Source organism: Streptomyces sp. NPDC006529 (assembly GCF_040611795.1).
GTDB lineage: Bacteria > Actinomycetota > Actinomycetes > Streptomycetales > Streptomycetaceae > Streptomyces.
Genome location: NZ_JBEXPB010000070.1, coordinates 1 through 23343, shown reverse-complemented (window position 1 = coordinate 23343; position 23343 = coordinate 1). Strand labels below are relative to the sequence as shown.

At 73.8% G+C, this 23343-nt stretch carries 21 protein-coding genes; 11 read left to right on the top strand and 10 right to left on the bottom strand.

The annotated features are described in order from the left end of the window. Positions 1–245: 245 nt before the first annotated feature. Positions 246–1679 (top strand): erythromycin esterase family protein, encoded by a 1434-nt coding sequence (locus ABZY31_RS29480; RefSeq protein WP_356416351.1) that lies wholly within the window; start codon positions 246–248, stop codon positions 1677–1679. 64 nt (positions 1680–1743) lie between these two features. Here the strand turns inward: ABZY31_RS29480 and ABZY31_RS29475 are convergent, their stop codons facing one another. The 3 genes from ABZY31_RS29475 to tdh all read right to left on the bottom strand — a co-directional run bounded on the left by ABZY31_RS29475 (position 1744) and on the right by tdh (position 5101). Then, the gene (locus ABZY31_RS29475; protein WP_356416348.1) at positions 1744–2658 is read right to left on the bottom strand and encodes a LysR substrate-binding domain-containing protein; all 915 of its coding nucleotides are present in this window, start codon (positions 2656–2658) and stop codon (positions 1744–1746) included. A gap of 12 nt (positions 2659–2670) precedes the next feature. Further along, a complete protein-coding gene (locus ABZY31_RS29470) occupies positions 2671–3888 on the bottom strand; it encodes a glycine C-acetyltransferase (RefSeq protein ID WP_356416345.1) in 1218 nt (405 codons plus the stop codon). A 184-nt stretch (positions 3889–4072) separates the two neighbouring features. Further along, positions 4073–5101 (bottom strand): L-threonine 3-dehydrogenase, encoded by a 1029-nt coding sequence (gene tdh / locus ABZY31_RS29465; RefSeq protein WP_356416342.1) that lies wholly within the window; start codon positions 5099–5101, stop codon positions 4073–4075. A 194-nt stretch (positions 5102–5295) separates the two neighbouring features. Here tdh and ABZY31_RS29460 point away from each other — a divergent pair, with 194 nt between their 5' ends. Continuing rightward, the gene (locus ABZY31_RS29460) at positions 5296–6207 is read left to right on the top strand and encodes an alpha/beta hydrolase (RefSeq protein ID WP_356416339.1); all 912 of its coding nucleotides are present in this window, start codon (positions 5296–5298) and stop codon (positions 6205–6207) included. A gap of 24 nt (positions 6208–6231) precedes the next feature. Here ABZY31_RS29460 and ABZY31_RS29455 read toward each other — a convergent pair whose 3' ends face one another. From ABZY31_RS29455 to ABZY31_RS29445, 3 genes are all read right to left on the bottom strand, one after another. Further along, a complete protein-coding gene (locus ABZY31_RS29455; RefSeq protein WP_356416336.1) occupies positions 6232–6981 on the bottom strand; it encodes a class I SAM-dependent methyltransferase in 750 nt (249 codons plus the stop codon). Positions 6982–7178: 197 nt separating this feature from the next. Beyond that, entirely contained in the window at positions 7179–8420 is a 1242-nt protein-coding gene (locus ABZY31_RS29450; RefSeq protein WP_356416333.1) for a glycosyltransferase, read from the bottom strand. Positions 8421–8465: 45 nt separating this feature from the next. After that, positions 8466–9395 (bottom strand): LysR family transcriptional regulator, encoded by a 930-nt coding sequence (locus tag ABZY31_RS29445; RefSeq protein ID WP_356416331.1) that lies wholly within the window; start codon positions 9393–9395, stop codon positions 8466–8468. A 209-nt stretch (positions 9396–9604) separates the two neighbouring features. On the opposite strand from ABZY31_RS29445, the gene ABZY31_RS29440 reads away from it, so the two are divergent. The 7 genes from ABZY31_RS29440 (at position 9605) to ABZY31_RS29410 (ending at position 17853) form a co-directional block, all read left to right on the top strand. Then, complete coding sequence (locus tag ABZY31_RS29440) at positions 9605–11035, top strand: MFS transporter (RefSeq protein WP_356416357.1); 1431 nt, start codon at positions 9605–9607, stop codon at positions 11033–11035. Continuing rightward, positions 11004–13175 (top strand): SpoIIE family protein phosphatase, encoded by a 2172-nt coding sequence (locus tag ABZY31_RS29435; RefSeq protein ID WP_356416354.1) that lies wholly within the window; start codon positions 11004–11006, stop codon positions 13173–13175. The genes ABZY31_RS29440 and ABZY31_RS29435 overlap by 32 nt, the downstream gene beginning before the upstream one ends. Before the next feature lie 139 nt (positions 13176–13314). After that, the gene (locus tag ABZY31_RS29430; RefSeq protein WP_356416328.1) at positions 13315–13593 is read left to right on the top strand and encodes a WhiB family transcriptional regulator; all 279 of its coding nucleotides are present in this window, start codon (positions 13315–13317) and stop codon (positions 13591–13593) included. A gap of 298 nt (positions 13594–13891) precedes the next feature. Continuing rightward, positions 13892–15301: an APC family permease gene (locus ABZY31_RS29425; RefSeq protein ID WP_356416325.1), complete on the top strand. Its 1410-nt coding sequence runs from the start codon at positions 13892–13894 to the stop codon at positions 15299–15301. Between the two features lie 153 nt (positions 15302–15454). After that, on the top strand, positions 15455–16468 hold the full coding sequence (locus ABZY31_RS29420) for an alpha/beta hydrolase (RefSeq protein WP_356416324.1): 1014 nt from the start codon (positions 15455–15457) through the stop codon (positions 16466–16468). 100 nt (positions 16469–16568) lie between these two features. Continuing rightward, on the top strand, positions 16569–17402 hold the full coding sequence (locus ABZY31_RS29415) for a 3-hydroxybutyrate dehydrogenase (RefSeq protein WP_356416321.1): 834 nt from the start codon (positions 16569–16571) through the stop codon (positions 17400–17402). Between the two features lie 28 nt (positions 17403–17430). Further along, entirely contained in the window at positions 17431–17853 is a 423-nt protein-coding gene (locus ABZY31_RS29410) for a hypothetical protein (RefSeq protein WP_356416318.1), read from the top strand. Positions 17854–17922: 69 nt separating this feature from the next. On the opposite strand, the gene ABZY31_RS29405 is transcribed toward ABZY31_RS29410, so the two are convergent. From ABZY31_RS29405 to ABZY31_RS29390, 4 genes are all read right to left on the bottom strand, one after another. Then, complete coding sequence (locus ABZY31_RS29405; RefSeq protein ID WP_356416315.1) at positions 17923–18375, bottom strand: CBS domain-containing protein; 453 nt, start codon at positions 18373–18375, stop codon at positions 17923–17925. A gap of 142 nt (positions 18376–18517) precedes the next feature. Continuing rightward, on the bottom strand, positions 18518–19015 hold the full coding sequence (locus ABZY31_RS29400; protein ID WP_356416312.1) for an ATP-binding protein: 498 nt from the start codon (positions 19013–19015) through the stop codon (positions 18518–18520). A gap of 115 nt (positions 19016–19130) precedes the next feature. Beyond that, positions 19131–20093, bottom strand: a complete 963-nt coding sequence (locus tag ABZY31_RS29395; protein ID WP_356416310.1) for a sensor histidine kinase — start codon at positions 20091–20093, stop codon at positions 19131–19133. A 119-nt stretch (positions 20094–20212) separates the two neighbouring features. Beyond that, positions 20213–21067, bottom strand: coding sequence for a SigB/SigF/SigG family RNA polymerase sigma factor (locus ABZY31_RS29390; protein WP_356416308.1), 855 nt, complete (start codon positions 21065–21067; stop codon positions 20213–20215). 214 nt (positions 21068–21281) lie between these two features. Here ABZY31_RS29390 and ABZY31_RS29385 point away from each other — a divergent pair, with 214 nt between their 5' ends. Further along, positions 21282–21680, top strand: a complete 399-nt coding sequence (locus ABZY31_RS29385) for an STAS domain-containing protein (RefSeq protein ID WP_356416305.1) — start codon at positions 21282–21284, stop codon at positions 21678–21680. A 320-nt stretch (positions 21681–22000) separates the two neighbouring features. Then, the coding region (locus ABZY31_RS29380; protein WP_356416302.1) for a HAMP domain-containing protein at positions 22001–23343 on the top strand (1343 nt) is incomplete at its 3' end.

Sequence of the window (23343 nt, the reverse complement as noted above, 5' to 3'; positions counted from 1 at the left end):
GGCCGCAGGCCATCGCGCAGCGACGCGACGAAGGAGCGCTCTTGACAGGACGCCCCGGCACGGGAAGACAGTGGAACTGACGGGCAGCCCCCGGAACCACCCCGACCCCGGACGCACGAAGCGAAACCCACGAGCGGCGAAGCCGCGCCCCGGCGCAGCCGGGCCCCCATACGGGGGATAACGTCACCTTTGCCCCGGGGGTTGAGCCCATGGTGGTGGGCTTCCGCCCCACAGACCATTGGATCATGAAACGACACAAGCCGCCCACCCGCTCCGTCGCCTCCGCCTCCGCCCTGGCCGCAGTACTGCTCTCCGTAACCGCCGTACTCGCAGCCGCACCCACCGCCTTCGCCACCTCCACACCCGCACCCTCCCAGTCCCCATCCCAAACCCAGCTCGCCTCCCCCTCCCCCTCCCCCATCCCCGCCCTCGAGAGCCGCGCCCACGCGCTCCGTACCACCGAGCCCCGGGGCAGCCTCGACGATCTGCGGCCGGTCGGGCGGATGGTGGGGGACGCGCGGGTGGTGGGGCTCGGGGAGGCCACGCACGGTTCGCACGAGTTCTTCACCATGAAGCAGCGGGTGTTCCAGTACCTCGTGAAGGAAAAGGGCTTCCGCAGCTTCGCCCTGGAGGCGAGCTGGAGCACCGGACAGCGGCTGAACGACTACGTGGTGCGCGGGCAGGGTGATCCCGAGCGGATCATGCGCGAGGAGTTCCAGGCCAGTTACGTCTTCTGGAACAACACCGAGTATCTGGACCTGCTGCGCTGGATGCGCAGCTACAACATCCAGCACCCGGACGACCCGGTGCAGTTCATGGGCGACGACTTCGGCTACGCCGGTCCGCAGCTCTACGACAACGTGACCGCCTACGTCGCCAAGGCGCACCCGGAGCTGCTGCCGCGCTTCGTCGAGCTGTACGACGGGCTGCGGCCCACGGCCACGCCCGAGGCCCACATGAAGGCCTATCCGGAGCGCCCCCTCGCCGAACGGCAGCAGAACGCCGCTCGGACCGGGCGCGCCCTGGACCTCCTCAAGCAGCAGGGCCCGGGCGCCACCGGCGCCGGCGCTCGGGCGGCGTACGCCTGGGCGGTACAGCACGCCACCGCCATCGACCAGACGGCCAGGGGGTATTCCTTCGACTTCGACGACCCGCGGCAGGGCGCCGAGGCCATGCGCTACCGGGACCAGATCATGGCGGACAACGTCGACTGGTGGCGCAAGCAGACGGGTGACAAGGTGCTGCTGGCGGCGCACAACGGCCATGTCGCCCTGCGCAGCCACGACCCGGCGCACTACCCCAAGGTGCAAGGCGCCTTCCTGCGCGACGCCTTGGGCAAGGACTACGTGAGCATCGGCTCCACCTTCGAGCAGGGCTCGTTCAACTCCCACGGGGACGACGGACGGTTGGGCTCCCATACGGTGGGACCCGCCGCGCCCGGCTCCAACGAGTACACCCTGGACAAGGTGCGCCAGCGCGACTACGTCCTGGACCTGCGCAACGCCCCGCCCGCGGCGCGCGACTGGCTGGCGACACCGCGCGCCACCCGCCACATCGGCGGCGCCTACCCCGGCCCCGCCGGCCCCGAGGCACGGATCGCGCTCTCGCAGTCGCACGACGTCCTCATCCACCTGCACCGCGTCACCGCCGCGCGCTGGCTGACTCCCCCGGCCTCCTGACGGCGGACGAAGCGGCCACCGGCAGACGGGACAGGCGGAAGAGCCGGCCGGGGCCGCGCAGCCGTCAGTGCGCCGGCAGGCGGCCCGCCTCGCGGGCGAGCCCGGCCAGGACCGGGGCGATCAGAGGGTGGGTCTCCGCGCCCCTGCGAGTGGCCGCGAAGACGCGGCGGGTGGCCGCGGGGCCTTCGACCGGGCGGACCTGGACCTCTTTGAGGTCGGTGCCGCGCAGCGCCGAGCGCGGCACCAGGGCGACGCCCGCGCCCGCGCCGACGAGGGCGATCACCGCCCGGAAGTCGTCGGAGGAGTGCCTGAACCGGGGCTGGAAGCCCGCCAGTTCGCAGGCCAGCAGGGTCACGTCGTGGCACGGGTTGCCGGGGTACTGGCCCACCCATTCGGCGTCGGAGAGCCCGGCCAGGGACACCTCGGGCAGTACGGCGAGGGGATGCCCGGCGGGGAGCACCGCGTCGAAGGGTTCGGCGTACAGCGGGAGGACCGAGAGGCGGGTGTCGTCGGCGCCGGGGCCGCCGCGGTACTCCACGGCGAGCGCGACGTCGGCCTCCCCGTCCAGCAGCATCGGCAGGCTCTGGTCGCCCTCCGCGTCCCGGACCCGCAGCCGGATGCCGGGGTGGTCCCGGGCGAGCCGGGCGATGGCGGGGGCGAGCACTTCGGTGATGCCGGTGGCGAAGGCGGCGACGGTGACCTCGCCCGCCACGCCGCCCGCGTAGGCGGCGAGCTCGGCCTCGGCGCGCTCCAGCTGGGCCTGCACCTCGTGGGCGTGCCCGACGAGGATCTCACCGGCCGCGGTGAGCCGTACGCCGCGCCCGCTGCGGGTGAGCAGGACGTGCCCGCTCTCCTGTTCCAGCGCCGCGAGCTGCTGGGACACCGCGGAGGGGGTCAGGTACAGGGCTGCGGCCGCGGCGGTCACCGTTCGGTGGTCCGCCACGGCCCGAAGGATGCGCAGCCGGCGGGGGTCGATCACCCCTCCATGATGTCAGCCCGCCGAGGAGCCGAGCGCCGCGCGCGCGTCGATGAACGCGGCCACGGCGCGCTCCACGTCCGCGGTCGAGTGGGCGGCCGAGAGCTGGACGCGGATCCGGGCGGCCCCCATGGGGACCACGGGGTAGGAGAAGCCGATCACGTACACGCCGCGCTCCAGCAGCAGCTCCGCCATGCGGGCCGCTTCCGCCGCGTCGCCGATCATCACGGGGGCGATGGCGTGGTCGCCGGGCAGGATCTCGAAGCCCGCCTCGGTCATCTTCGTACGGAAGTGCGAGGTGTTGGCGGCGAGCCGGTCGCGCAGGTCCCCGGCCGATTCGAGCAGGTCGAGGACCTTGAGCGAGGCGGCGGCGATGACGGGGGCGAGGGAGTTGGAGAAGAGGTACGGGCGCGAGCGCTGGCGGAGCAGGGCGACGATCTCTGCGCGGGCGGCGACGTAACCGCCGGAGGCGCCGCCGAGGGCCTTGCCGAGGGTGCCGGTGATGATGTCGACGCGGTCCATGACGCCGTGCAGTTCGGGCGTACCGCGGCCGCCGGGGCCGACGAAGCCGACGGCGTGCGAGTCGTCGACCATGACCATGGCGTCGTAGCGGTCGGCCAGGTCGCAGATCTCGGCGAGCGGGGCGACGTAGCCGTCCATGGAGAACACGCCGTCGGTGACGATCAGCTTGCGGCGGGCGCCGCCCTCGGTGGCTTCCTTGAGCCGGGTCTCCAGCTCGGCGAGGTCGCGGTTGGCGTAGCGGAAGCGGCGGGCCTTGGAGAGGCGGATGCCGTCGATGATCGAGGCGTGGTTGAGGGCGTCGGAGATCACCGCGTCCTCGGCGCCGAGCAGGGTCTCGAAGACGCCGCCGTTGGCGTCGAAGCAGGAGGAGTAGAGGATCGTGTCCTCCTGGCCGAGGAACGCGGAGAGCCGGGCCTCCAGTTCCTTGTGCACCTCCTGGGTGCCGCAGATGAAGCGGACGGAGGCCATGCCGTAGCCCCAGCGGTCCAGCGCGTCCTTGGCGGCGGCGACGACCTCGGGGTGGTCGGCGAGGCCGAGGTAGTTGTTCGCGCAGAAGTTCAGCACCTCGCCCGATGAGCCCGGGACCCCGCCGGAGGTGACGCCGACGGACGCGTTCTGCGGGGTGCCGATGACGCGCTCGGGCTTGTGCAGCCCGGCGGAACGGATCTCGTCGAGGGTGGCGCGCAGGTCTTCGCGTACGGACTCGAACATGGTGCTCTCTTTCCACTGGAGCGGCGGCGGACGGAGGGGGGCCGGGCCCCGCGGAGGGGGGAGGGTGGTGCGGGGCCCGGCCGGAGGGAGGTGGTTCGGGGGTGCGAGGGGGCCTGCCGGTGGAGCGCCGGTGGGAGGCGTCCCGGGGCCGGCGCGGGCCCCTCGCGGGGTCCGGAGCGGCGGGTTACGCCGTCCAGTCCAGGATGATCTTGCCACTGCGCGCGGTGGCGGCCTCGTCGAAGGCGGCGTCGAAGTCCCGGTGCGAGTAGCGGCCGGTGATGACGGGGCTGAGGTCGAGCCCGCCCTCCAGCAGCACCGTCATCGCGTACCAGGTCTCGAACATCTCGCGGCCGTAGATGCCCTTGATGGTGATCATCGAGGTGACGACCTTCGCCCAGTCGACCGGGAACTCCTGCGCGGGCAGGCCGAGCATCGCGATCCGGCCGCCGTGCGTCATGTTGTCGATCATGTCGCGCATGGCCTCGGGGCGCCCCGACATTTCGAGGCCGATGTCGAAGCCCTCGCGCAGGCCGAGCTGCGCCTGCGCGTCCGCGATCGTGGCGCTGCGCACGTCGAGCGCTAGCGTGGCGCCCGCCTTGCGGGCGATCTCCAGCCGCTCGGGGCTGACGTCGGTGATCGTCACACTGCGCGCACCGGCGTGCCGGGCGACGGCCGCCGCCATGATGCCGATCGGGCCCGCGCCGGTGATCAGGACGTCCTCCCCGACGAGGGGGAAGGACAGGGCCGTGTGCACGGCGTTCCCGAACGGGTCGAAGATCGCCGCCACGTCCAGGTCGACCTCGGTGCGGTGCACCCACACGTTCTGCGCGGGCAGGACCACGTACTCGGCGAACGCGCCGTCGCGGCCCACGCCGAGCCCGACCGTGCTGCGGCACAGGTGGCGCCGCCCGGCCAGGCAGTTGCGGCACTTGCCGCACACCAGGTGGCCCTCGCCGCTGACCAGGGCGCCGACCTCGATGTCCCGGACGTCGGAGCCGACCGCCGCGACCTCGCCGACGAACTCGTGGCCGAGGATCAGCGGGGTCTTGACGGCGCCCTGCGCCCAGCCGTCCCACGAACGGATGTGCAGGTCCGTGCCGCAGATGCCGGTGCGCAGCACCTTGATCAGGACCTCGCCGGGGCCGTGCTCGGGCTCGGGCACGTCCATGAGCCACAGTCCGGGCTCGGCCTTGTGCTTGACGAGTGCCTTCATGGGGTGGCTCCAGGCATGCGGAGGGGGCGCCGCGACCCCTGGGGCAGGTGCGGTGCATCGACAGGCACCAATCTGCCCACCCCGTGGTGATCAGTCCATCGAGGATTTCTTAAGCGGGTCGACAGCGCAGCTTCACGCCTATGCTCCTCCCTGACGGGGCCGGGGCAGGGGCGGGAAAAGGGGAGGTGGCGGGGGTGCCGAGTCTGCGCAGTCGGGCGCTGTCGGCCGCGCTGATCGCGGTGGGCCGGCGAAGACGGTTCGCGAGTGCCGAGGCGGTACGGGCCCGGGTCGCGGAGGCGGCCCGCAGGCCGGCGTCGCACCTGCCGCCGCGCTCGCTGGGCAAGGTCGCCGAGGTGACGCGCACCTTCGTCGGGGCGTGGCCGGTGTACGACGCCTCGCCGCGCGGGGCGGAGCCGGCGGCCCGGGTGCTGTACGTCCACGGCGGCGGGTACGTCCACGAACTGGTCCGGCAGCACTGGTCGCTGATCCGGACCCTGGTGACCGGGGCGGGGGCGCGCTGCGTGGTACCCGCCTACATCCTGGCCCCGCGCGGGACCGCCGACCGGACGGTGCCGGTGGCCGCGGACCTGCTGAGCGGGCTGATCGAGAGCGGCGGCGCCGGTGGAACCGTCCTGATCGGGGACTCGGCGGGCGCGGGGCTGGCGCTCGCGGCGGCGCAGCGGCTGCGCGAGCGGACCGGTGTCCAGCCCTCGCGGATCGTGCTCATCTCGCCCTGGCTGGACGTGACGATGACCCATCCGGACCAGGCGGCGCTGCAGGCCGCCGATCCGATGCTGGCGCGGGCCGGGCTGGTGGAGGCGGGACGGCTGTACGCCGGGACGCTGGCCCCGGACGATCCGCGGGTGAGCCCGCTGCACGGCTCCTTCGCCGGGCTGGCGCCGCTGACGGTGTTCGCGGGCTCGCGGGACGTGCTGGTCACGGACAGCAGGGAGCTGGTGCGCCGGGCGCGGGCGGACGGGGCCGAGGTGGACTACCACGAGGCGGCCGGGCTGCCCCACGCGTACCCGCTGCTGCCGGTTCCGGAGGGCCGGGCGGCGCGCGATGCCATCGTCCGGCTGGTCCGGTCGGCGGCCGCCGCCGACTGACGCAGCGGGCGGCGCGGGCAGCGCTCAGGCCGCGCAGGTCATGAGGGAACTGATGGGCCGGGTCCGGTAGGCCGCCCAGAACTCCTCGTCGCGGTGCGCGTCCGGCGGCGGGGTGCGGGCGGGCTGCCAGCCGACGGTGGCGAAGCCGGCCTCTACGGCCGCCTCGGCGAAGTCCGCGTGGGCCCATTCGCGGAACTCGAAGGGCACGGGCGGGTCGGTGAGGAACTGGGCGCGCAGCAGCGGCGCGTCCCCGGTCGGGTCGCGGTCGATGATCCGGACGCCGTACGGCGACCAGTCCTGGTGCGGGAACGCGCCCGGGTTGGGCACGATGGCCAGCAGCCGGCCGCCGGGGCGCAGGTTGGCCCGGATCGAGCGGAACATGGCGTGCAGGGCGGTCCGGTCGGGCGCGTAGTTGAAGAGGTGGACGGCGGTGGCCAGATCAAAAGGGCCGAGCGGGGGCATCGCGGCGACATCGCCGACGACGTACTCGACACCGGCCCCGGTGGCCGGGTCAACCGGCTCGTGGGTCTCCTCCCTGGCGAGCGCGATCATGCGTTCGGAGACGTCGATGCCGACGGTGCGGCGTGCTCCGCCGCGGGCCAGGAGCCGCGTGGTGTAGCCGTATCCGCAGGCGAGGTCCAGGACGTCGAGGCCGCGCACCCCGCCGAGCGCGGCGAGCGCGCCGAGCAGGGTGAAGGTGTCGGCCGCCGAGGACGCCGCGGTGGTCTTGGTCTCGGCGTAGCGCGCGCCGATGGTGTCGTACTGCTTCCGCATGATCCGTATCGTGCCCCGCGCGCGGGGCCCGCGCGGCCCGGGCCGTGCGCCGTCCCCCGGACGAGGGAAGCGGTCGGCCTATCGGGGGACGGGCCGGCCTCATGGGGCGGGTGGGGGTGGAGGGGCGTACGGGCGTACGGGGCCTGGGCAGCGCCGGACCCTGCGGGCGCCCTCAGCCGCGGGCCCGCCCCGCGCCGTCACCCCAGTTCCGCGAGCGTCTTCAGCAGCGGGGCGGCGCCGTCCTCCCGGGCCAGGGCGGCGGAGAGGGCCCGGGCGCGGGCGAGCATGCCCGGGTCGGTGGTGGCCTCGCGGACCGCCGCGGCCAGGCCGTCCACCGTGAGCCGCTGGTAGCGGACCGGGCGGGGGGCGACGCCGAGCGCGTGCAGACGCGCGGCCCAGAAGGGCTGGTCGAGGTGGACGGGGACGGGGACGGCGGGCACCCCCGCGCGCAGCCCGGCCGCCGTCGTGCCCGCGCCGGCGTGGTGGATCACCGCGGCGGTGCGCGGGAAGAGCCAGTCGTGCGGGACCTCGCCGACCCCGATCAGGTCGTCGCCCTCGGCGCTCAGACCGCTCCATCCCGCCTGGACGATCCCGCGCACCTTCGCCTTGCGCAGCGCGGCGGCCAGGAGGGCGCCGAGCCGTTCCGCGTCCGCGGCGACGAGGCTGCCGAAGCCCGCGAAGACGGGCGGGGGGCCCGCGGCGAGGAAGTCCAGGAGCCGCTGCTCGGGCTGCCAGCCGGGGGGCCGTTCGGGCCACCAGTACCCGCCGACCTGGTGTCCGGCGGGCCAGTCCGCGGGGCGGGGCAGGACGAGGGGGCTGAAGCCGTGGTGGACCGGCCGGTCCGGGTCCAGGCCGAGGGGGCCGCTGAACCGGCGTGCGGGCAAGCCGAGTTCGCGGCGCAGGGCGCGCACGCCGGGGGCGAAGGCCCGGTCTCCCCACGCCCAGATGGCCCGTCCGGTCAGCTCGTTGCCGTACGGGCCGAAGGAACGGCCGCCCGCGACCAGCGGCGGGAAGGCCCGGTTGGGGGTGACGGGCAGCAGGTGGACGCCGACACAGGGCAGCCGGTAGCCCTCGGCGAGGGTGGCGCACAGCGGTTCGGTGAGGGTGGAGGCGAGGACCACGTCGGCCCCAGCGCGCACCGCGGCGGCGACACCGTCGGTCAGCGGCGGGATGAACGCGCGGGCGAGGCGCACCACCCGGGCCATGGAGACGGGGGTGCTGACCGCGCGGGTCAGCCGCTGGCCCGTGGGGGAGGCGAGTTCGACCCGGGGGTCGACGGGCAGCGGGCGGAACCCGAGGCCGAGGGCGGTGACGGCGCCTTCGTAGCGGCCGTGGGTGGCGAGGACCACCTCGTGTCCGGCGGCGCGCAGCCGCGTGCCGAGTCCGGTGTAGGGGGCGACGTCGCCCCAGGATCCAGCTGTCACCATCAGTACGCGCATGGTTTCACTGTGTCAGTTCGGCGTCGGCTCGCGCGAGTTCGCAGCTCAGGACGGGACGGCGGCGGACCGGCCGGGGACGGGGGCGAGTTCGCGGGCGCAGGAGCGCAGCCAGGCGTGGGCCGGGTCGGCGTCGTGCCGCGGGTGCCAGGCCATCCCGAAGGGCATGGCGGGCAGGTCGAGCGGGATGGGGAAGACCTTCAGGCCCAGGGCGTCGGCGAGCGGTACGGCCTGGGTGGTGATCAGCCCGACGAGGTCGCCCTGGCGCAGCACGAACAGCGAGGCGGGAAAGGTGCCGACACTGCCCACCACCCGGCGGCTCAGGCCGAGTTCGGCGAGGGCGGCGTCGACGGGACCTTCGAGGCGGCCGCGCCGGGAGGCGATCAGGTGGTCGGCGGCGGCGAAGCGGCGGGCGGTGACCTTGCCGCGCAGCAGCGGGTGCCCGGGGCGTACGACGGCCAGCACGTGGTCGTCCGCCAGGTGTTCCACGTGCACCTCGGGCGACCGGGTGTCGACGACGCCGAGTTCCAGGTCCGCCACCCCTTCGCGCAGGGCGGCCACGTCGGCATGGCTCTCGGGCAGGAACCGCAGCCGCACGCCGGGGGCTTCGCGGGCCACCCGCTCGAAGAGGGTGGCTCCGCAGGCGGCCACGTAGGCGTCGTTGGCGATGACGCTGAAGGTGCGCTGGAGGGTGGCGAGGTCGATCCGGCCGCCGGAGAGGAAGAGGGAGCGGGCCCGTTCGACGACGGCGCGCACCTCGCCGTGCAGCGCGAGGGCGTGCGGGGTGGCCACCATGGACCGGCCGGCGCGCACGAGGACGGGGTCGCCGAGGGCCTTGCGGATCCGGCCGAGGGTGCGGCTCATGGCGGGTTCGGAGAGGTGCAGCCGGGCGGCCGCGCGGGAGACGCTGGACTCCTCCAGCAGGACGTCGAGGGCCACGAGCAGGTTCAGGTCCAGCCCGGATTGCGTCACGCGCATACATCCCTTGCAGAAGTTGCACTGGAAAGCAGGTCACGCCAACTCTACGGTGGGGGCATCCCGTTACCGAGCTCCGAGGAGGAGCCGTGCTCCGCCATGCCCAGAACCGTCCCGTTCCCTCCGGTGCCGCCGCGCCCGCTGTCACCGCGCCGTCCGATCCCGGCGCACCGCCCGGGCCCACCGCACCACCGGGTCCCGCCCGCGCCGTCGTGCTCGTGCTGTGCGCCTGCGTGCTGGTCGCCCAGGCGATGGTGGCGGCCGTCAACCTGCTGATCCCGCAGCTCGCCGCGTCCTCCCTGCGCCCCGCGCCCGGTGAGCTGCTGTGGGCGGTCGACGCCTACGTCATCGTCTTCGCCGCGCTGCTGATCCCCGCCGGGGCCCTCGGCGACCGCTACGGGCGCAAGGGCGCCCTGCTGGCGGGGCTCGGCCTGTTCGCGGCGGGCGGGGCGCTCAGCGCGCTGGCCGTCTCCCCCGCCGTCCTCATTGCGGGGCGCGGCCTGTGCGGCGCGGGGGCCGCGCTGATCATGCCGGCCACCATGTCCGTCCTGGTCCACCTGAGCCCGCCCGAACGGCGCGGCCAGGCCCTGGCCACCTGGACCCTGTCGGCGGGCCTGGGCGGGCTGGCGGGCAACGTGGGCGGTGGGCTGGTGGGCGAGTTCCTGACCTGGCGCGCCCTGTTCTGGGCGGTGGTGCCGCTCGGCGTCCTGCTCGCGCTCGTGGTGGCGCGTACGGTCCCGCGCACCCCGGCCCGGCCGGACGCGGCGGTGGACCCGCTGGGGGCGCTGCTGCTGGCGGGGGCGCTGTTCGCCGTGGTGTACGGGATCATCGAGGGCCCTTCGCTCGGCTGGGCGTCGGCGCGGGTGCTGGGGGCCTTCGGCGCGGGTGCGGCGCTGCTGGCGGTCTTCACCGGCTGCGCCCTGCGCGCCGCGCGGCCGCTGCTGGACCCGCGGATCTTCGCCTCGCGGCGGCTGCGGGCCGGGGCGCTCGGGATCGGGGCGGCCTTCTTCGGCCTCTTCGGCCTGTTCTTCGTCAACGCGCAGTACCTCCAGTACGCGAAGGGGTTCTCACCGGCGCTGACGGGTCTGGCGATCGTGCCGCTCACCGTCGGCATGGTGCTGGTGCCCCGGCTGGGCGCCCGGCTCCAGCAGCGGACCGGGCCGCGGCCGCTCGCCGGGGCGGGGCTGGCCCTGATCGGGGCGGGCCTGCTGATGGTGTCCACGGTGGACGCGGGGACCCCGTACCCGGTGTACGCCTGCTACCTGCTCGTGCTGTCGGCCGGTACCGGGCTGTGCGCGCCCGCCCTGACCCTGACCGTGGTCGCCGAGCTGCCGGTCCACCAGGCCGGGCTAGGGTCCGGGCTCAACACGGCGGCCCGCGAGATCGGCGCGGCGCTCGGGGTCGCGGTGGTGGGGACGGTGCTGGCCTCGCGGTTCCACGGAAACCCGCAGGATCCGGCGCAGGTGGCGGCCTTCACCGACGCCATGGGCGTGGCGCTGCGGACGGTGGCCGTGGCACTGCTGGCCGCGACGGTGGCCGTGGTGGTCGGCTACCGGGGCGGTACGCGTCCCGGCGCGCATGGAGGCGCGCGCCGCGGCGCGCGCCTCCGGGATGCAGCAGCTGCCGGTTCGGGCGCATCCTGACTGTGTGACGGCGAGACCGGACTTCCACGGGCCCGCCCTGGACGAGACGGGCCGGGCGCTCGTGCGGGCCGCGGTGGAGGTGGTCGAGGCCGTCGGCGGCTACGGGGGCGGGGTCTACCTGCGCTCCACGACGGACGGCCTGCTGCGCCTGGCGGTGCTGGTGGGCCTGCCGGCGCCGCTGTTCCGCCCGTGGTGGCGGATGCAGGTGAACCGCCCCTACCCGGTGGCCGAGGCGTACCGCTCCGGGCACGCCGTGCACCTGTCCGACGCGGAGTCGACGATGCGGCTGTTCCCGCAGCTCATGGCGGGACTGCCGTTCGCCTTCGGTTCGCTGTACGAGCCGGTGGCCGCCGGGGACGAGCGGTACGGGGTCCTGATGGTGCTGCGTACCGCGACCCCCGGCGCGCCGGTCGGCCGGGAGGACCGGCAGCGGATGCGCGGGGCGGCCGCGGCGCTGTCGCGGGACCTGGCCGGGCTGACCGCGGCGGGCGCCCCGGTGGTGTGGGACGCGGATCCGCTGGTGGTCGAGCCGCCGGGCCCCCCGGCGGACGCCTCGGCGGCGCTCGGCCGGCTGCCGCAGGCCCTGCTCTCCCTGGACCGGCTCGGGCGGGTGGGGTTCGTGAGCGCCGGGGCGGACGCCCTCCTGGGGGCGGACCCGGCGGCGGTGCGGGGGCGCGTCCTGTGGGAGGCCTTGCCCTGGCTGGGCCAGCCCGTGTACGAGGACCACTTCCGGGCCGCCTACATGTCCGGGGAACCCATCGGGTTCCTGGCCGTCCGTCCGTCCGGGGACTGGATCTCGGTGGACCTCCATCCGGGGGACGGCGGGATCAGCGTGCTGCTGACGGCGGCCCGGGCGCCCGCCTCCGTACACGGGTCCGCGGCCCCGGCCGGAGCCGGGCCCGGTTCGCCCGCCGAGCGGGCCGCCGTCGTCTACCGCCCGGTGGCCATGGCGATCGCGCTGACCGAGGCGGTCACCGCGCGCCAGGTCTCGGCCGTGGTGACCGAGGAACTACTGCCGGCCTTCGGCGGCCGTCAGCTGGCGATCTACCTGCTGAACGAGCGCCACCTCCACCTGGCCTGGGAGACCGGTTTCCCCAAGGGCTTCCTGAACCGGTTCGACGGGGTGGGCCTGGACGTCCGGCTGCCCGGGGTGGAGACCCTGACCTCGGGCCGGCCGATCTTCTTCGAGTCGATGCAGCACCTGGCCACGGCCTACCCGGGGATCCCTATGGACACCGACGTCGGGGCGCGCGCCTTCCTGCCGCTGATCGCCTCCGGCCGTCCGGTGGGCTCCTGCATCCTGGGCTTCGACGCACCCCGCAGTTTCAGTGCGGAGGAGCGCACCGTGCTGACCGCGCTGGCTGGGCTGATCGCGCAGGCCCTGGAACGGGCGCAGCGCTACGACACCGAGGCCGCCCTCGCGCGCGGCCTGCAGGCGGCGCTGCTGCCGACCCGGCTGCCGGTGCTGGAGCACGTGGACACGGTGGCCCGCTATCTGGCCGGCACACAGGGGATGGACGTGGGCGGGGACTGGTACGACGTCATCGAGACCGAGCCCGGCCTGCTGGCCCTGGTCATCGGGGACGTGCAGGGGCACGGGGTGGCGGCGGCCGCGACCATGGGCCAACTGCGCAGCGCGGTACGGGCCTTCGCGTTCAACGGGAGCAGCCCGCAGGAGGTGATGAGCGGTACGAACCGGCTGCTGATCGGCCTGGATCCGGGTCAGTTCGCCAGCTGCTGCTACGTCCTGCTCGACCCGGCGACGGGCCGGGCGCTGGCCGTGCGGGCGGGGCACCCGCAGCCGCTGCTGCGGCACGCCGACGGCCGGACGGAGGTGCTGGACCTGCCGGGCGGGGTGGTGCTCGGCATCGATCCGCGGGCGGCGTACCCGGTCACCGCGCTCACCCTGGAGCCCGGGGCGGTGCTCGCCCTCTACACGGACGGGCTGGTGGAGCAGCCGGGTACGGACATCGACGTCGGGGTGGAGCGGCTGCGGGCCTCGCTGGCGGCGGCCGGCCCGGGGCCGCTGACCGAGACGGCGGACCGGCTGATCAGCGAGGCGGGGCAGGCGGCCGACCGTCCGGACGACATCGCGCTGCTGCTGGCGGCGCGCACTGCGGGCGGCCCGGCGCGGCGCTGACCCGCCGCCCCGGCGGGCGGGACGCGGGCTCCGGATGCGGGCATCTTGGGCAGCACCCCCAAGCGCCTTGTGTTTCAAGCCCCTTGGAACGGTCAGACGCGCAGGTAATCCGAAGAACGCCCAGCGAGAGGGGAATGCCATGCCCGACGTGTCCCTGCTGCCCGGACCGACGCTCCACCAGTGGGAGTGGCAGGCCGACGCCGCCTGCCGCGATCTCGGCCCGAACCGGTTCTTCCATCCCGCCGGTGAGCGCGGCGAGGAGCGGGAGGGCCGGGACGAGGCGGCCAAGCGGGTCTGCGCCGTGTGCCCGGTCCGCAGCGCCTGCCTGGAGCACGCGCTGCGCACCCACGAACCCTTCGGCGTGTGGGGCGGCCTGACCGAGGACGAGCGCCGGGAGCTGCGGCAGGCGTCCCGCTGAGGACCCGGGGCGGGGCCCAGGCGTCCGATCGGCAAAACCGGTGGAAATAATCTGCGGGACGAGCTGCGGTTACCGCACCCCGCGGAGGGCAGTGTTTACGCGGCCTTAACGCCGAAACGGACACTCTCGGCGTGTCGGAACGATGGATTCCGCAGGTAAACAGCTATTGACCAGCGGATCCCGCGGAGATTGCATAACGGCTCGGGAGCCACACAGAACCACCTGATCACCAGCCGCCCCGGAGGCGATACCGCTCCCGACTCACCCCTTCGCACCTGCCGATCGGAACCCCGCACTGATGTCCGACACGATCAGCGCTCCCCAGGCGCTCGCCCCCGCGACCGGCCCCGTCCCCCAGAAGCTCAAGCGCTCCATCGGCGTGGTGGGCGGGACCCTGCTCACCCTCTCGTGCGTGACGCCCGCCTCCACGCTGTTCGTGGTGGTGCCCGACCTGTTCTCGAGCCTCGGCACCTATGCCGCCCTCACCATCGCCATCGGCTCGCTGCTGTGCATCGGCGTCGCGTTCTGCTACTCCGAGCTGGGCACCTTGATCCCGAGCGCGGGCGGCGAGTACGCCATCGTGTCCACGCTCGCCGGACGGCTCGCGGGCTGGCTGGTCTTCGTCCTGTCCCTGCTGGTCGTGATGATCGTGCCGCCCGTGATCGCCATGGGCACGGCCGACTACCTCGCGCCGATCGTCCACGTACCGGCCCCCGTCGCCGGCGGCGCGGTCATGCTGCTCGCCACCCTCGCCGGCCTGCTCGACCTGCGCGCCAACGCCTGGATCACCGGCATCTTCCTGGTGCTGGAGGTCGTGGCCGCGGCCCTCGTCGCCGTCCTCGGCTTCGCTCACGGCGAGCGCGGCGCCTCGGCCCTCATCCACGGCTCGGTGGCCGGTGAGACCGGCGCCTCGACCTCCACGGTCACCGCGATGATGGTCGTCTCCGGTCTGGCCATCGCCCTGTTCATCACCCAGGGGTTCTCGACCGCCGTCTACCTGTCGGAGGAGCTGGAGAACCCGCGGCGCAACGTCGCCCGGACCGTCCTGGCGACCCTGGCCATCTCCACCGCCGTGATCCTCGTCCCGGTCATCGCCATCACCGTCGGCGCCCCCGACCTCGCGGCCCTGACCAGCGGAGACATCGGCGCAATGGTCACCGCCTGGTCCAACTCGGCCGTCGGGACCTTCGTCAGCCTCTGCGTCGCCCTCGCCATCGTCAACGCGGGCATCGTCATGGTCATCCAGAACTCGCGGGTGCTCTTCGCCTCCGCCCGGGACAAGGCCTGGCCCGAGCCGGTCAACAACGCGCTGTCCCGGCTGGGCCGTACCGGTTCCCCCTGGGTCGCCACCCTGCTCGTCGGCGTCCCCGGCGCGGGCCTCTGTTTCGTCAACCTGGACACGCTCTACGGGGTGACCGGCGTCTCGGTCACCGGCATGTACCTCCTGGTGGCGGTGGCCGCGCTGTTCAGCCGCCGCGGCGCGCACGGATCCGTCGCCGCCTGGCGGATGCCGCTGTGGCCGGCGGTGCCGGTCGCGCTGATCCTCGTACTCGCCTACATCCTGACGCAGCAGGAGACGCAGTACCTGCTCTGGACCGGCGGGATCACCGGCGCCGCCACCCTGTACTGGGCGCTGTACCTGCGCCCGCGCCAGGACTCGCGCTGGCTGGTCACCATTCCGGAGGCCGAGGAGGCCCCCGCCTCCTGACCCGCTCCCGCTCCGCCCTCCCCCGCGCCACCCGTCCGAGCCGTCGGACGGGTGGCGCACCCGTGCGGCCCGCGCCGACACCTTTCGCCGCCGGGGAGGGTTGTACAGCGCGCTTTGTCCTTCCGGCGCCTCTTGGAGCGATCAATGTCAGTCATGCCGAGTTCCGTCACGGTCCAGGGCCGGGGATCGCTCACGCACCGGGACCCGGCCGTCCCCCTGCCCGTCCCCGCGCAGGGCAGCGGCCCGGACGCCTCCACCGGGTCCGTGCCCGGGACGGTGGAGGAGCGCGAGCTGGTCTTCGACGGTCTCGGCTACGTCTGCCGGACCGCACGCGCGGGCGGCGCGGGTACGCCGCTCCTCATCCTCGGCGGCTCCGAGCAGAACCGGACCTCCTGGACCCGGCACGAGAAGCGGCTCGTCCAGGACGGCCCCGTGGTGACCGTCGACCTGCCCGGCTACGGAACCGCCGACTTCCTGCCGGCCCGCTACGGCATCGACTACCTAGCCGCGGCCACCCGCCACCTCGTGGACGAACTGGGGCTGGGCCGGATCAGCCTCTTCGGCACCTGCTTCGGGGGCGCCATCGCGCTGCGCTTCGCCCAGCACTACCCGGCGCTGGTCGAGCGGCTGATGCTGAGCGGGATGGCGACGGCCGTCACCGAGGAGTACACGGCGGCGATGGAGCGCTGGGACGCCATGATCGCGCGCGGGGAGACCGAGGACATCGCCCGCGAGCTGACCGACCGCTTCATGTCGCCCCCCGGCACCGGCACCGTGCGCAAGCACGCGGCGGTGGGCCGGCTCGTCTACCAGCAGATCGCCGGGCAGAGCCCCGATTCGCTGCGCAAGTCGGCCGAGCACAACCGGCGGCTGATCCGGCACGAGTGGTACCGGCCCGAGCCCTGTCCGCCGGTGCCCGCCCTGGTCGTCACCGGCGAGCACGACACGCTCACCACCCCCGACATGGGCCGCGGGGTGGCGTCCGTGCTGCCCACGGCGCAGTTCCTGACCGTGTTGGAGACCGACCACCTGGCGCCCTTGGAGCGCAGTGCGGAGTTCGCCGACCTGATGGCCCGCTTCCTGACCGGGCAGTCGCTGGCCGGGCTGCCGTACGCCACCGCGCCGGAGGCCTTCGCCGGCGGACGGGCCGTACCCGGCCGGGGCTGACTCCGGGAAGGCGGGTGGTCGCGCGCACCACGAGGAGGAGCCGGAGTGTGGCGGTGCACACCATGTCAGCCGCCGTCCCCGGTGCCTACTGTTGCCCGCCATGACGAGCTTTTCTCCACCGCCGACTCCCCCGGCCTCCCCCGCCGCCGTGACGCCCGCGCCCGGCGCGGCGCACCCCGGCCCGTGCGGGGCCGCCCTGGCCGGGCGGGTCGCCCTGGTGACGGGCGGGGGCAGCGGGATCGGCCGCGCCTGTGCGCTCGCCCTGGCGGCCGCCGGGGCCGCCGTGCACGTGGTGGACATCGACGGGGACTCGGCCCGGGCCACGGCCGTGGCGGTGGGCGGACGGGCGCACACCGCCGACCTGGCCGACCCGGCGGCGATCGAGGAGCTGCCCGCCGCGGTGGACATCCTGGTCAACAGCGCCGGGCTGCAGCACGTGGCGCCGCTGACGGAGTTCCCGCCGGAGCGGTTCGCCCTGATCCAGCAGGTGATGGTGACCGCACCGTTCCTGCTGCTGCGCCGGACCCTGCCTCACATGTACGCGGGCGGCTGGGGCCGGGTGGTCAACATCTCCAGCGTCCACGGCGTACGGGCCAGCGCCTACAAGTCCGCCTACGTCGCCGCCAAGCACGGGCTGGAGGGGCTGAGCAAGGTCACCGCGATCGAGGGCGCTCCGTACGGCGTGACCAGCAACTGCGTCAGTCCCGGGTACGTCCGCACCCCCCTGGTCGAGGACCAGATCCAGGCCCAGGCCGCCGCGCACGGCATCGGCCCCGCCGACGTGGTGTCCGAGGTGCTGCTGACCCGCTCCGCGATCAAACGCCTCATCGAACCGGAGGAGGTCGCGGCGGCCGTGGTGTGGCTGTGCGGCCCGCACACCGGCTACCTCACCGGCGCCTCCCTCCCGCTGGACGGCGGCTGGAGCGCGAGCTGAGCGGGTGCGGTTCTGACACCCTGGAGCCATGGACGCACCCACCCGCGGCGCCTGGCTGCGCGCCGGAATCAGCCGTGACGGCGGCCCGCTGTGGGAGACCGAGCGGGTCGTGTGGCTCCAGACCGGTGCCCTGTACGCCGACAGCCGCGGCTTCGCCGGCACCACCTCCTACGACGGGGAACGGGTCACCTTCCACCACGAGGTCGGCTCCCCCGGCCTCGACGTCGGCGCCCTGCGGCCCGACGGCGCCGGCATGGTGGAGACCGGCACCAACGCCGACGGCTCGACCTTCCTGGAGGTCTGGACCCCGCTGCCCGGAGCCAAGGGGCCCGAGGGCTGCTGGACGGCCGGCGGGACCATGACGGTCCGGGTGGGCGGCCACGTGGTCCACGTCGACGCGACGGGGGACGGCGTGTACGCCGTCCTCACCGACGGCGAGGAGCGCCGCTGACGCCGTCGGGCCGGTACCCGCCCCGGGGAGGGGGCGGGTGACCCGGGCCGCCCGGGTGTTCCGTCGGATTCAGTCACTGGAGAGGGCGCCCAGCAGCGCGCCGACCTCCGGGTGGGGCAGGGCGCGGGCGACATCGGCCTGGGCGACCATGCCCACGAGGCGGTGGCCGTCGAGGACGGGGAGGCGGCGGACCTTGTGCGCGGCCATGGTCCGCAGGATCTTCTCCGCGTGGTCGTCGGCGCCGATGGTGACCGCTTCGCCCCGGGCGAGTTCCCCCGCGGGGGTCGTGGCGGGGTCCTTGCCCGCGACGAGCACCCTGATGACGATGTCGCGGTCGGTGATCATGCCGATGAGGGCGCCCTCCGCGTCACGGATGGGCAGGGCGCCCACGCCCAGCTCGGCCATCTGCTGCGCGGCCCGCAGCACCGGCTCGTCGTGGGCGACGCAGTGGGCGCCCGGTGTCATCAGCTCGCGGGCCGTCTTGGGGCCGGGCTTGGGCAGGTGGGTGGGGTTGGGGCTCATCCCTGTCCCTCCGGGCCGCTCACGTGGGCCGGGTCTGGCGCGTGTGCCATGGGGGCGCACCTCTCTCCGTACGGGAAGACGCTGTGGCGCCGGTCGTCCGGGCGGACGGCCGGCACCCATCGGTTCCCCGTACGGAGCGCGGCTACTGCACGGTTGCGCCGTTCGGGCCCGGTCCGCCCCGAACGGGTGCGGGGGTGCCGGCGGTCAGGCGGGAGCCCTCGATCTCCGCCCAGACGACCTTGCCGCCGTCGTGCGGGACGGCGCCCCAGCGATCGGAGAGCCGCTGGACTATCGAGAGCCCGTGGCCGCCCGGGGTACCGCGCGGGGTGGCTCGCGGGGCGGGCATCTGCGTCGCGCCGTCGACGACCTCGATGCGCAGGCCCGTACCGACGGTCAGGACGAGTTCGTCGCAGCCGCCCGCGTGCAGGCTCGCGTTGGTGAGCAGCTCCGACACGATCAGGAGGGCGTCCTCCGTGGTCTGGTTGGAGTCCCAGCCCCAGTCCCGCAGGGCCTCCCGGGTGAAGGCGCGACCCTTCGCCACGTGCCCGCGGACACCGCGCAGCGCGAGCCGGCGGCGCTGGCCGGCAACCGGGTGCCGCGCGCGCAGTGGATCGCCGGTGTCCGATCCGATGGCCGTCACTGTGGCCTCACCTACCCCCGTTGACACTGATCCTCGATGTTCGGTCCTCAATGATTGCAAACCCGTGTCCTCTTGGACCGGTCGAGCCACCACTTGGTTGTACGTCACCGTCGCCTCATTCGGCCGTCATGTGGAGGCGCAGGGTGAGCCCCGCGTCCAGTGCCCGTACCTCGACGAGGTCGCAGAGCTGGTGGATCATCCACAGGCCGCGGCCGCCGTCGCCCGAGGCCAGGGGTGGCCGGCGGCGTCCGGCGAGCGGGTCCTTGAGGCGCCCGCCGTCGTGTACCTCGGCCACCACCGCGCCCGTGTCGGTGGTCCACAGCCGCAGGGTGCCGCTGCCGCCGCCATGGGCGAGTGAGTTGGCGGCCGCTTCGCTGACGGCCAGCACCAGGTCGCCCCGGCGGGCCGGGCCGAGGGCGGTGCCGCGGGCCCAGGCCTGGGTGTGTTCCCGTACCCGGGCGAGGTCTCCCGCGCTGTACTCCAGCACGACGTCCGCGGCGCGGGGTTCGGGCAGCGGTTCGTCGCAGTCGGCGCAGACGACCGGGGCGTCGGTGTACGCGGGGCTCAGGGCCCCGCGCCCGTCCTCGATCAGGGTGGGGTGGGTGCGCCGGGCGTCCGCGACGATCCGGGGGTGGAGCCCCTCCGTGTCGTACGGGCACAGGATGGTCGCGGGGCGGCCCGCGAAGGCGGTGTTGATCAGCGCCTCGTGGCGGGTCGCCTCGCGCACCTCGGCCGCGGACCGGGCCGGCCAGATCGGCTCGCCGACGATCCGGGGCGCGCGACCGGGGTGCCGGTCGGCGAACTCCTGGAGCCCGGCGAGGATGCGGCCGGGGTTGCGGCCGAATTCCGTCATGTCCACGAAGTCGATGCCGTCCGCTCCCGGGGTCGCGCCGAGGCTGCCCCGCAGCGCGTCCAGGTGGGGTCCGGGGACGGCCACGAGGACCGGCTCCCCGGCGTGCAGGGCGGCGCGGACGAATCCGCCCACTCCCACCACGTACTCCTCCGTGTCCCGGTAGAACAGCGCCGGGTGGACGAAGGCTCCGGGGTCGGCCGTCGGAGGGGTGGGGCCGTACGTCATGTTGCACCCTCCACTGCGGCGCGTTCCGGGAGCAGCCGCGCCGCTCATCGGATCGGCTGCTCGTTCACTCGTCGCAGTGAGTATGACGGGTGGCACAACGAGAGACCCCGGGCCCTGCCTTAAGCGGCGAGCATGCCGCTGCGGAGCCGTGCCAGAGTACGGGACAGCAGACGGGACACCTGCATCTGGGAGATGCCCAGCTCGGCCCCGATCTCGGCCTGTGTCAGCTCCTGGCCGAAGCGCATCTGCAGGATGACGCGGTCGCGCTCGTCGAGCTGCTCCAGCAGCGGCGCGAGGGTGTGGAACTCCTCGAAGAGCTCCATGGCCGCGTCGCACTCGCCGACGGACTCGGCCAGCGGACGGGTTCTGCGGCCCGCGGGGGTCTGCTCGTCGGAATCCGCGGAGCCGTCGAGCGAGCCGCTGGTGTAGCCGTTCGCCGCCACGAGGCCCTCGATGATCTCCTCTTCGGAGAGTTCGAGGTGCTCGGCGAGTTCCTTGACCGTGGGCGCCCGGCCGAGGACGCCGTTCAGCGCCTCCTGGGCCTGGGCCAGTTCGGTCCGCAGCTCCTGGAGCCGCCGCGGGACGTGCACCGCCCAGGTGGTGTCCCGGAAGTACCGCTTGATCTCACCGCTGATGTACGGGAGGGCGAGGGTGGAGAACTCCACCTCGCGCGCGGGGTCGTAGCGGTCGATCGCCTTGATGAGACCGATGGTGCCGACCTGGAGGATGTCCTCCATGTCCACACCGCCCGCGCTCACCGCGCGGGACCGGAAGCGCCGCGCCGCGAAGTGCACCAGTGAGACGTTCATCTCAATGAGCGTGTTGCGCACGTACTGGTATTCGGGCGTGCCCTCTTCCAGGGAGCGCAGCCGGACGAGGAACACCCGGGACATCTCCCGTGCGTCGGCCGGCGCCACCTCGCGGGCGTTGTCGATCTGCGGCAGGTCCGCGACGGGTTCCTCCGCAACGGGCATGGCTCCGTGCGGGGTCGTCGTTTCTACCCCAAGATCGCGGCGGACAAGTGTTTCCCGAGACATGTGGCCGTTCCTCCCTTTGGCGAATGGCTGCGCAACCGCTCGTGCCCAGTCATACGACCCTTACACACATGGGCACCAAAAAAGTTTTGGAGGGGGGTTCCGAGCGGCCCGGCCTTCGCCCGGGGCGGGTGGAGCAGGCATACTCGCACTCTTGGACACCACACAGGGCAACAACGCACACGACCACGGGAAGGCGGACAGGGTGCGGGACACGGAAGCACACGACGCGGGAGTGGTCGGCAACAGCTACCAGGCCGGCACCGGCTGGGTGATCGAGGCGCGCGGAGAACTCGACCAGGACACCCTCGCGCCGCTGGAGGAAGCCGTGGCCTCGGCCGCCGGCCGCCACCAGGTGGTGGTCCTGGATGTGGGGGGCATCACCTTCGGGGACTCCTCCTTCCTCAACATGCTCCTGCGTCTGCACCGGACCACCGCGCTGCGCATCGTCGCTCCCGGCGACCAGCTGACCCGGCTGTTCCAGCTGACCGGGGCGGACACGGTCCTGGCCATCCACCCCGACGTCCAGGACGCGCTCGCCGCCGCCTCGTAGTCCCGGGCCGCCCGCGGCGCCGTCCGCGCGCGCCTTCGCCTTGACGTGCGCGCCTTCCCTCGGCTGGACTCGCCCGGGGTCGGCCCCTGCCTTCCTTTCGTGCGTGCCCGCGGCGGCGGCATATCGGGTACCCCGCGACACATCGGGTACCCCGCGGCCCTGCGGGCATGCGTGCCGGGGCGGTCGGCCGCCGGGCGGTCGCGGCGTGCCGGGCTCATGTCCGCCGTCCCCCACCGGGCGCTAGCCTTTCCGCATTGGATCCGGCGACCGGGAGCGCGCGTGCCGCGCCGCGACGGTCGTCACTAGAGTGAGGTTGACGGATGGCTGAGCGGTCTGGCCCGGGGTCACGCGGTGCGGCCCAGGAGGCACCGGGTGGGGGCGGGATCGACGAGGCCGAACTGCGCCGGCTGCTCGCCGGACTGACGGCCGTGCGCGACGGTGATTTCCGTACCCGGCTGCCCCAGCAGGCCGACGGGCTCCTCGGCGAGATCGCGACGGTCTTCAACGGGATGGTCGACCAGCTGTCGCTGTTCACCTCCGAGGTGACCCGGGTCGCGCGGGAGGTCGGCACCGAGGGCACGCTGGGCGGCCAGGCCGACGTGCCGGGCGTCGGCGGCGCATGGCGCGATCTGACCTATTCGGTCAACTTCATGGCGGGGAACCTCACCGACCAGGTCCGCAACATCGCCCAGGTGACCACGGCGGTGGCCCAGGGCGACCTGTCGCAGAAGATCACGGTGGACGCCCGCGGCGAGATCCTGGAGCTGAAGAACACCATCAACACGATGGTCGACCAGCTGTCCTCCTTCTCCGGCGAAGTCACCCGCATGGCGCGGGAAGTGGGCACCGAGGGCATTCTGGGCGGTCAGGCGGACGTCAAGGGCGTCTCCGGCACCTGGCGCGACCTCACGGATTCGGTCAACTTCATGGCCGGAAACCTGACGGCGCAGGTGCGCTCCATCGCCCAGGTGGCGACCGCGGTGGCCGAGGGCGACCTCTCCCAGAAGATCACCGTGACGGCGCGCGGGGAGATCCTGGAGCTGAAGGAGACCATCAACACGATGGTCGACCAGCTCTCCGCCTTCGCCGGTGAGGTGACCCGGGTCGCCCGCGAGGTCGGCACCGAGGGCCGGCTCGGCGGCCAGGCCGACGTGAAGGGCGTCTCCGGCACCTGGAAGGACCTCACCGAATCGGTCAACGTGATGGCCGACAACCTGACCGCGCAGGTGCGTTCGATCGCCGAGGTCACCACGGCGGTGGCGCAGGGCGACCTGTCGCAGAAGATCCGGGTGGACGCCCGCGGCGAGATCCTGGAGCTGAAGGAGACCATCAACACGATGGTCGACCAGCTCTCGGCCTTCGCGGACGAGGTGACGCGCGTAGCCCGCGAGGTCGGCACCGAGGGCAACCTGGGCGGTCAGGCGACCGTGCGGGGCGTCTCCGGCACGTGGGAGGACTTGACCGACAACGTCAACGTCATGGCCTCGAACCTGACCGGGCAGGTGCGGTCCATCGCCCAGGTGGCGACGGCCGTGGCCAGGGGCGACCTGTCGCAGAAGATCACGGTCGAGGCGAAGGGCGAGGTCGCCGCGCTCGCCGGGGTCATCAACACGATGGTGGACACGCTGTCCGCCTTCGCCGACGAGGTCACCCGCGTCGCCCG

What these genes read in the sequence shown, in the direction of transcription:
- ABZY31_RS29395 (WP_356416310.1), bottom strand. Translation starts at nt 20,093, where the DNA reads ATGACGTACGGCCCCACCCCTCCGACGGCCGACCCCGGAGCCTTCGTC.
- ABZY31_RS29390 (WP_356416308.1), bottom strand. Translation starts at nt 21,067, where the DNA reads ATGCCCGTTGCGGAGGAACCCGTCGCGGACCTGCCGCAGATCGACAAC.
- ABZY31_RS29410 (WP_356416318.1), top strand. Translation starts at nt 17,431, where the DNA reads ATGGACGCACCCACCCGCGGCGCCTGGCTGCGCGCCGGAATCAGCCGT.
- ABZY31_RS29430 (WP_356416328.1), top strand. Translation starts at nt 13,315, where the DNA reads ATGCCCGACGTGTCCCTGCTGCCCGGACCGACGCTCCACCAGTGGGAG.
- ABZY31_RS29445 (WP_356416331.1), bottom strand. Translation starts at nt 9,395, where the DNA reads ATGCGCGTGACGCAATCCGGGCTGGACCTGAACCTGCTCGTGGCCCTC.
- ABZY31_RS29470 (WP_356416345.1), bottom strand. Translation starts at nt 3,888, where the DNA reads ATGTTCGAGTCCGTACGCGAAGACCTGCGCGCCACCCTCGACGAGATC.
- tdh (WP_356416342.1), bottom strand. Translation starts at nt 5,101, where the DNA reads ATGAAGGCACTCGTCAAGCACAAGGCCGAGCCCGGACTGTGGCTCATG.
- ABZY31_RS29420 (WP_356416324.1), top strand. Translation starts at nt 15,455, where the DNA reads ATGCCGAGTTCCGTCACGGTCCAGGGCCGGGGATCGCTCACGCACCGG.
- ABZY31_RS29415 (WP_356416321.1), top strand. Translation starts at nt 16,569, where the DNA reads ATGACGAGCTTTTCTCCACCGCCGACTCCCCCGGCCTCCCCCGCCGCC.
- ABZY31_RS29405 (WP_356416315.1), bottom strand. Translation starts at nt 18,375, where the DNA reads ATGAGCCCCAACCCCACCCACCTGCCCAAGCCCGGCCCCAAGACGGCC.
- ABZY31_RS29435 (WP_356416354.1), top strand. Translation starts at nt 11,004, where the DNA reads ATGCAGCAGCTGCCGGTTCGGGCGCATCCTGACTGTGTGACGGCGAGA.
- ABZY31_RS29450 (WP_356416333.1), bottom strand. Translation starts at nt 8,420, where the DNA reads ATGCGCGTACTGATGGTGACAGCTGGATCCTGGGGCGACGTCGCCCCC.
- ABZY31_RS29480 (WP_356416351.1), top strand. Translation starts at nt 246, where the DNA reads ATGAAACGACACAAGCCGCCCACCCGCTCCGTCGCCTCCGCCTCCGCC.
- ABZY31_RS29455 (WP_356416336.1), bottom strand. Translation starts at nt 6,981, where the DNA reads ATGCGGAAGCAGTACGACACCATCGGCGCGCGCTACGCCGAGACCAAG.
- ABZY31_RS29425 (WP_356416325.1), top strand. Translation starts at nt 13,892, where the DNA reads ATGTCCGACACGATCAGCGCTCCCCAGGCGCTCGCCCCCGCGACCGGC.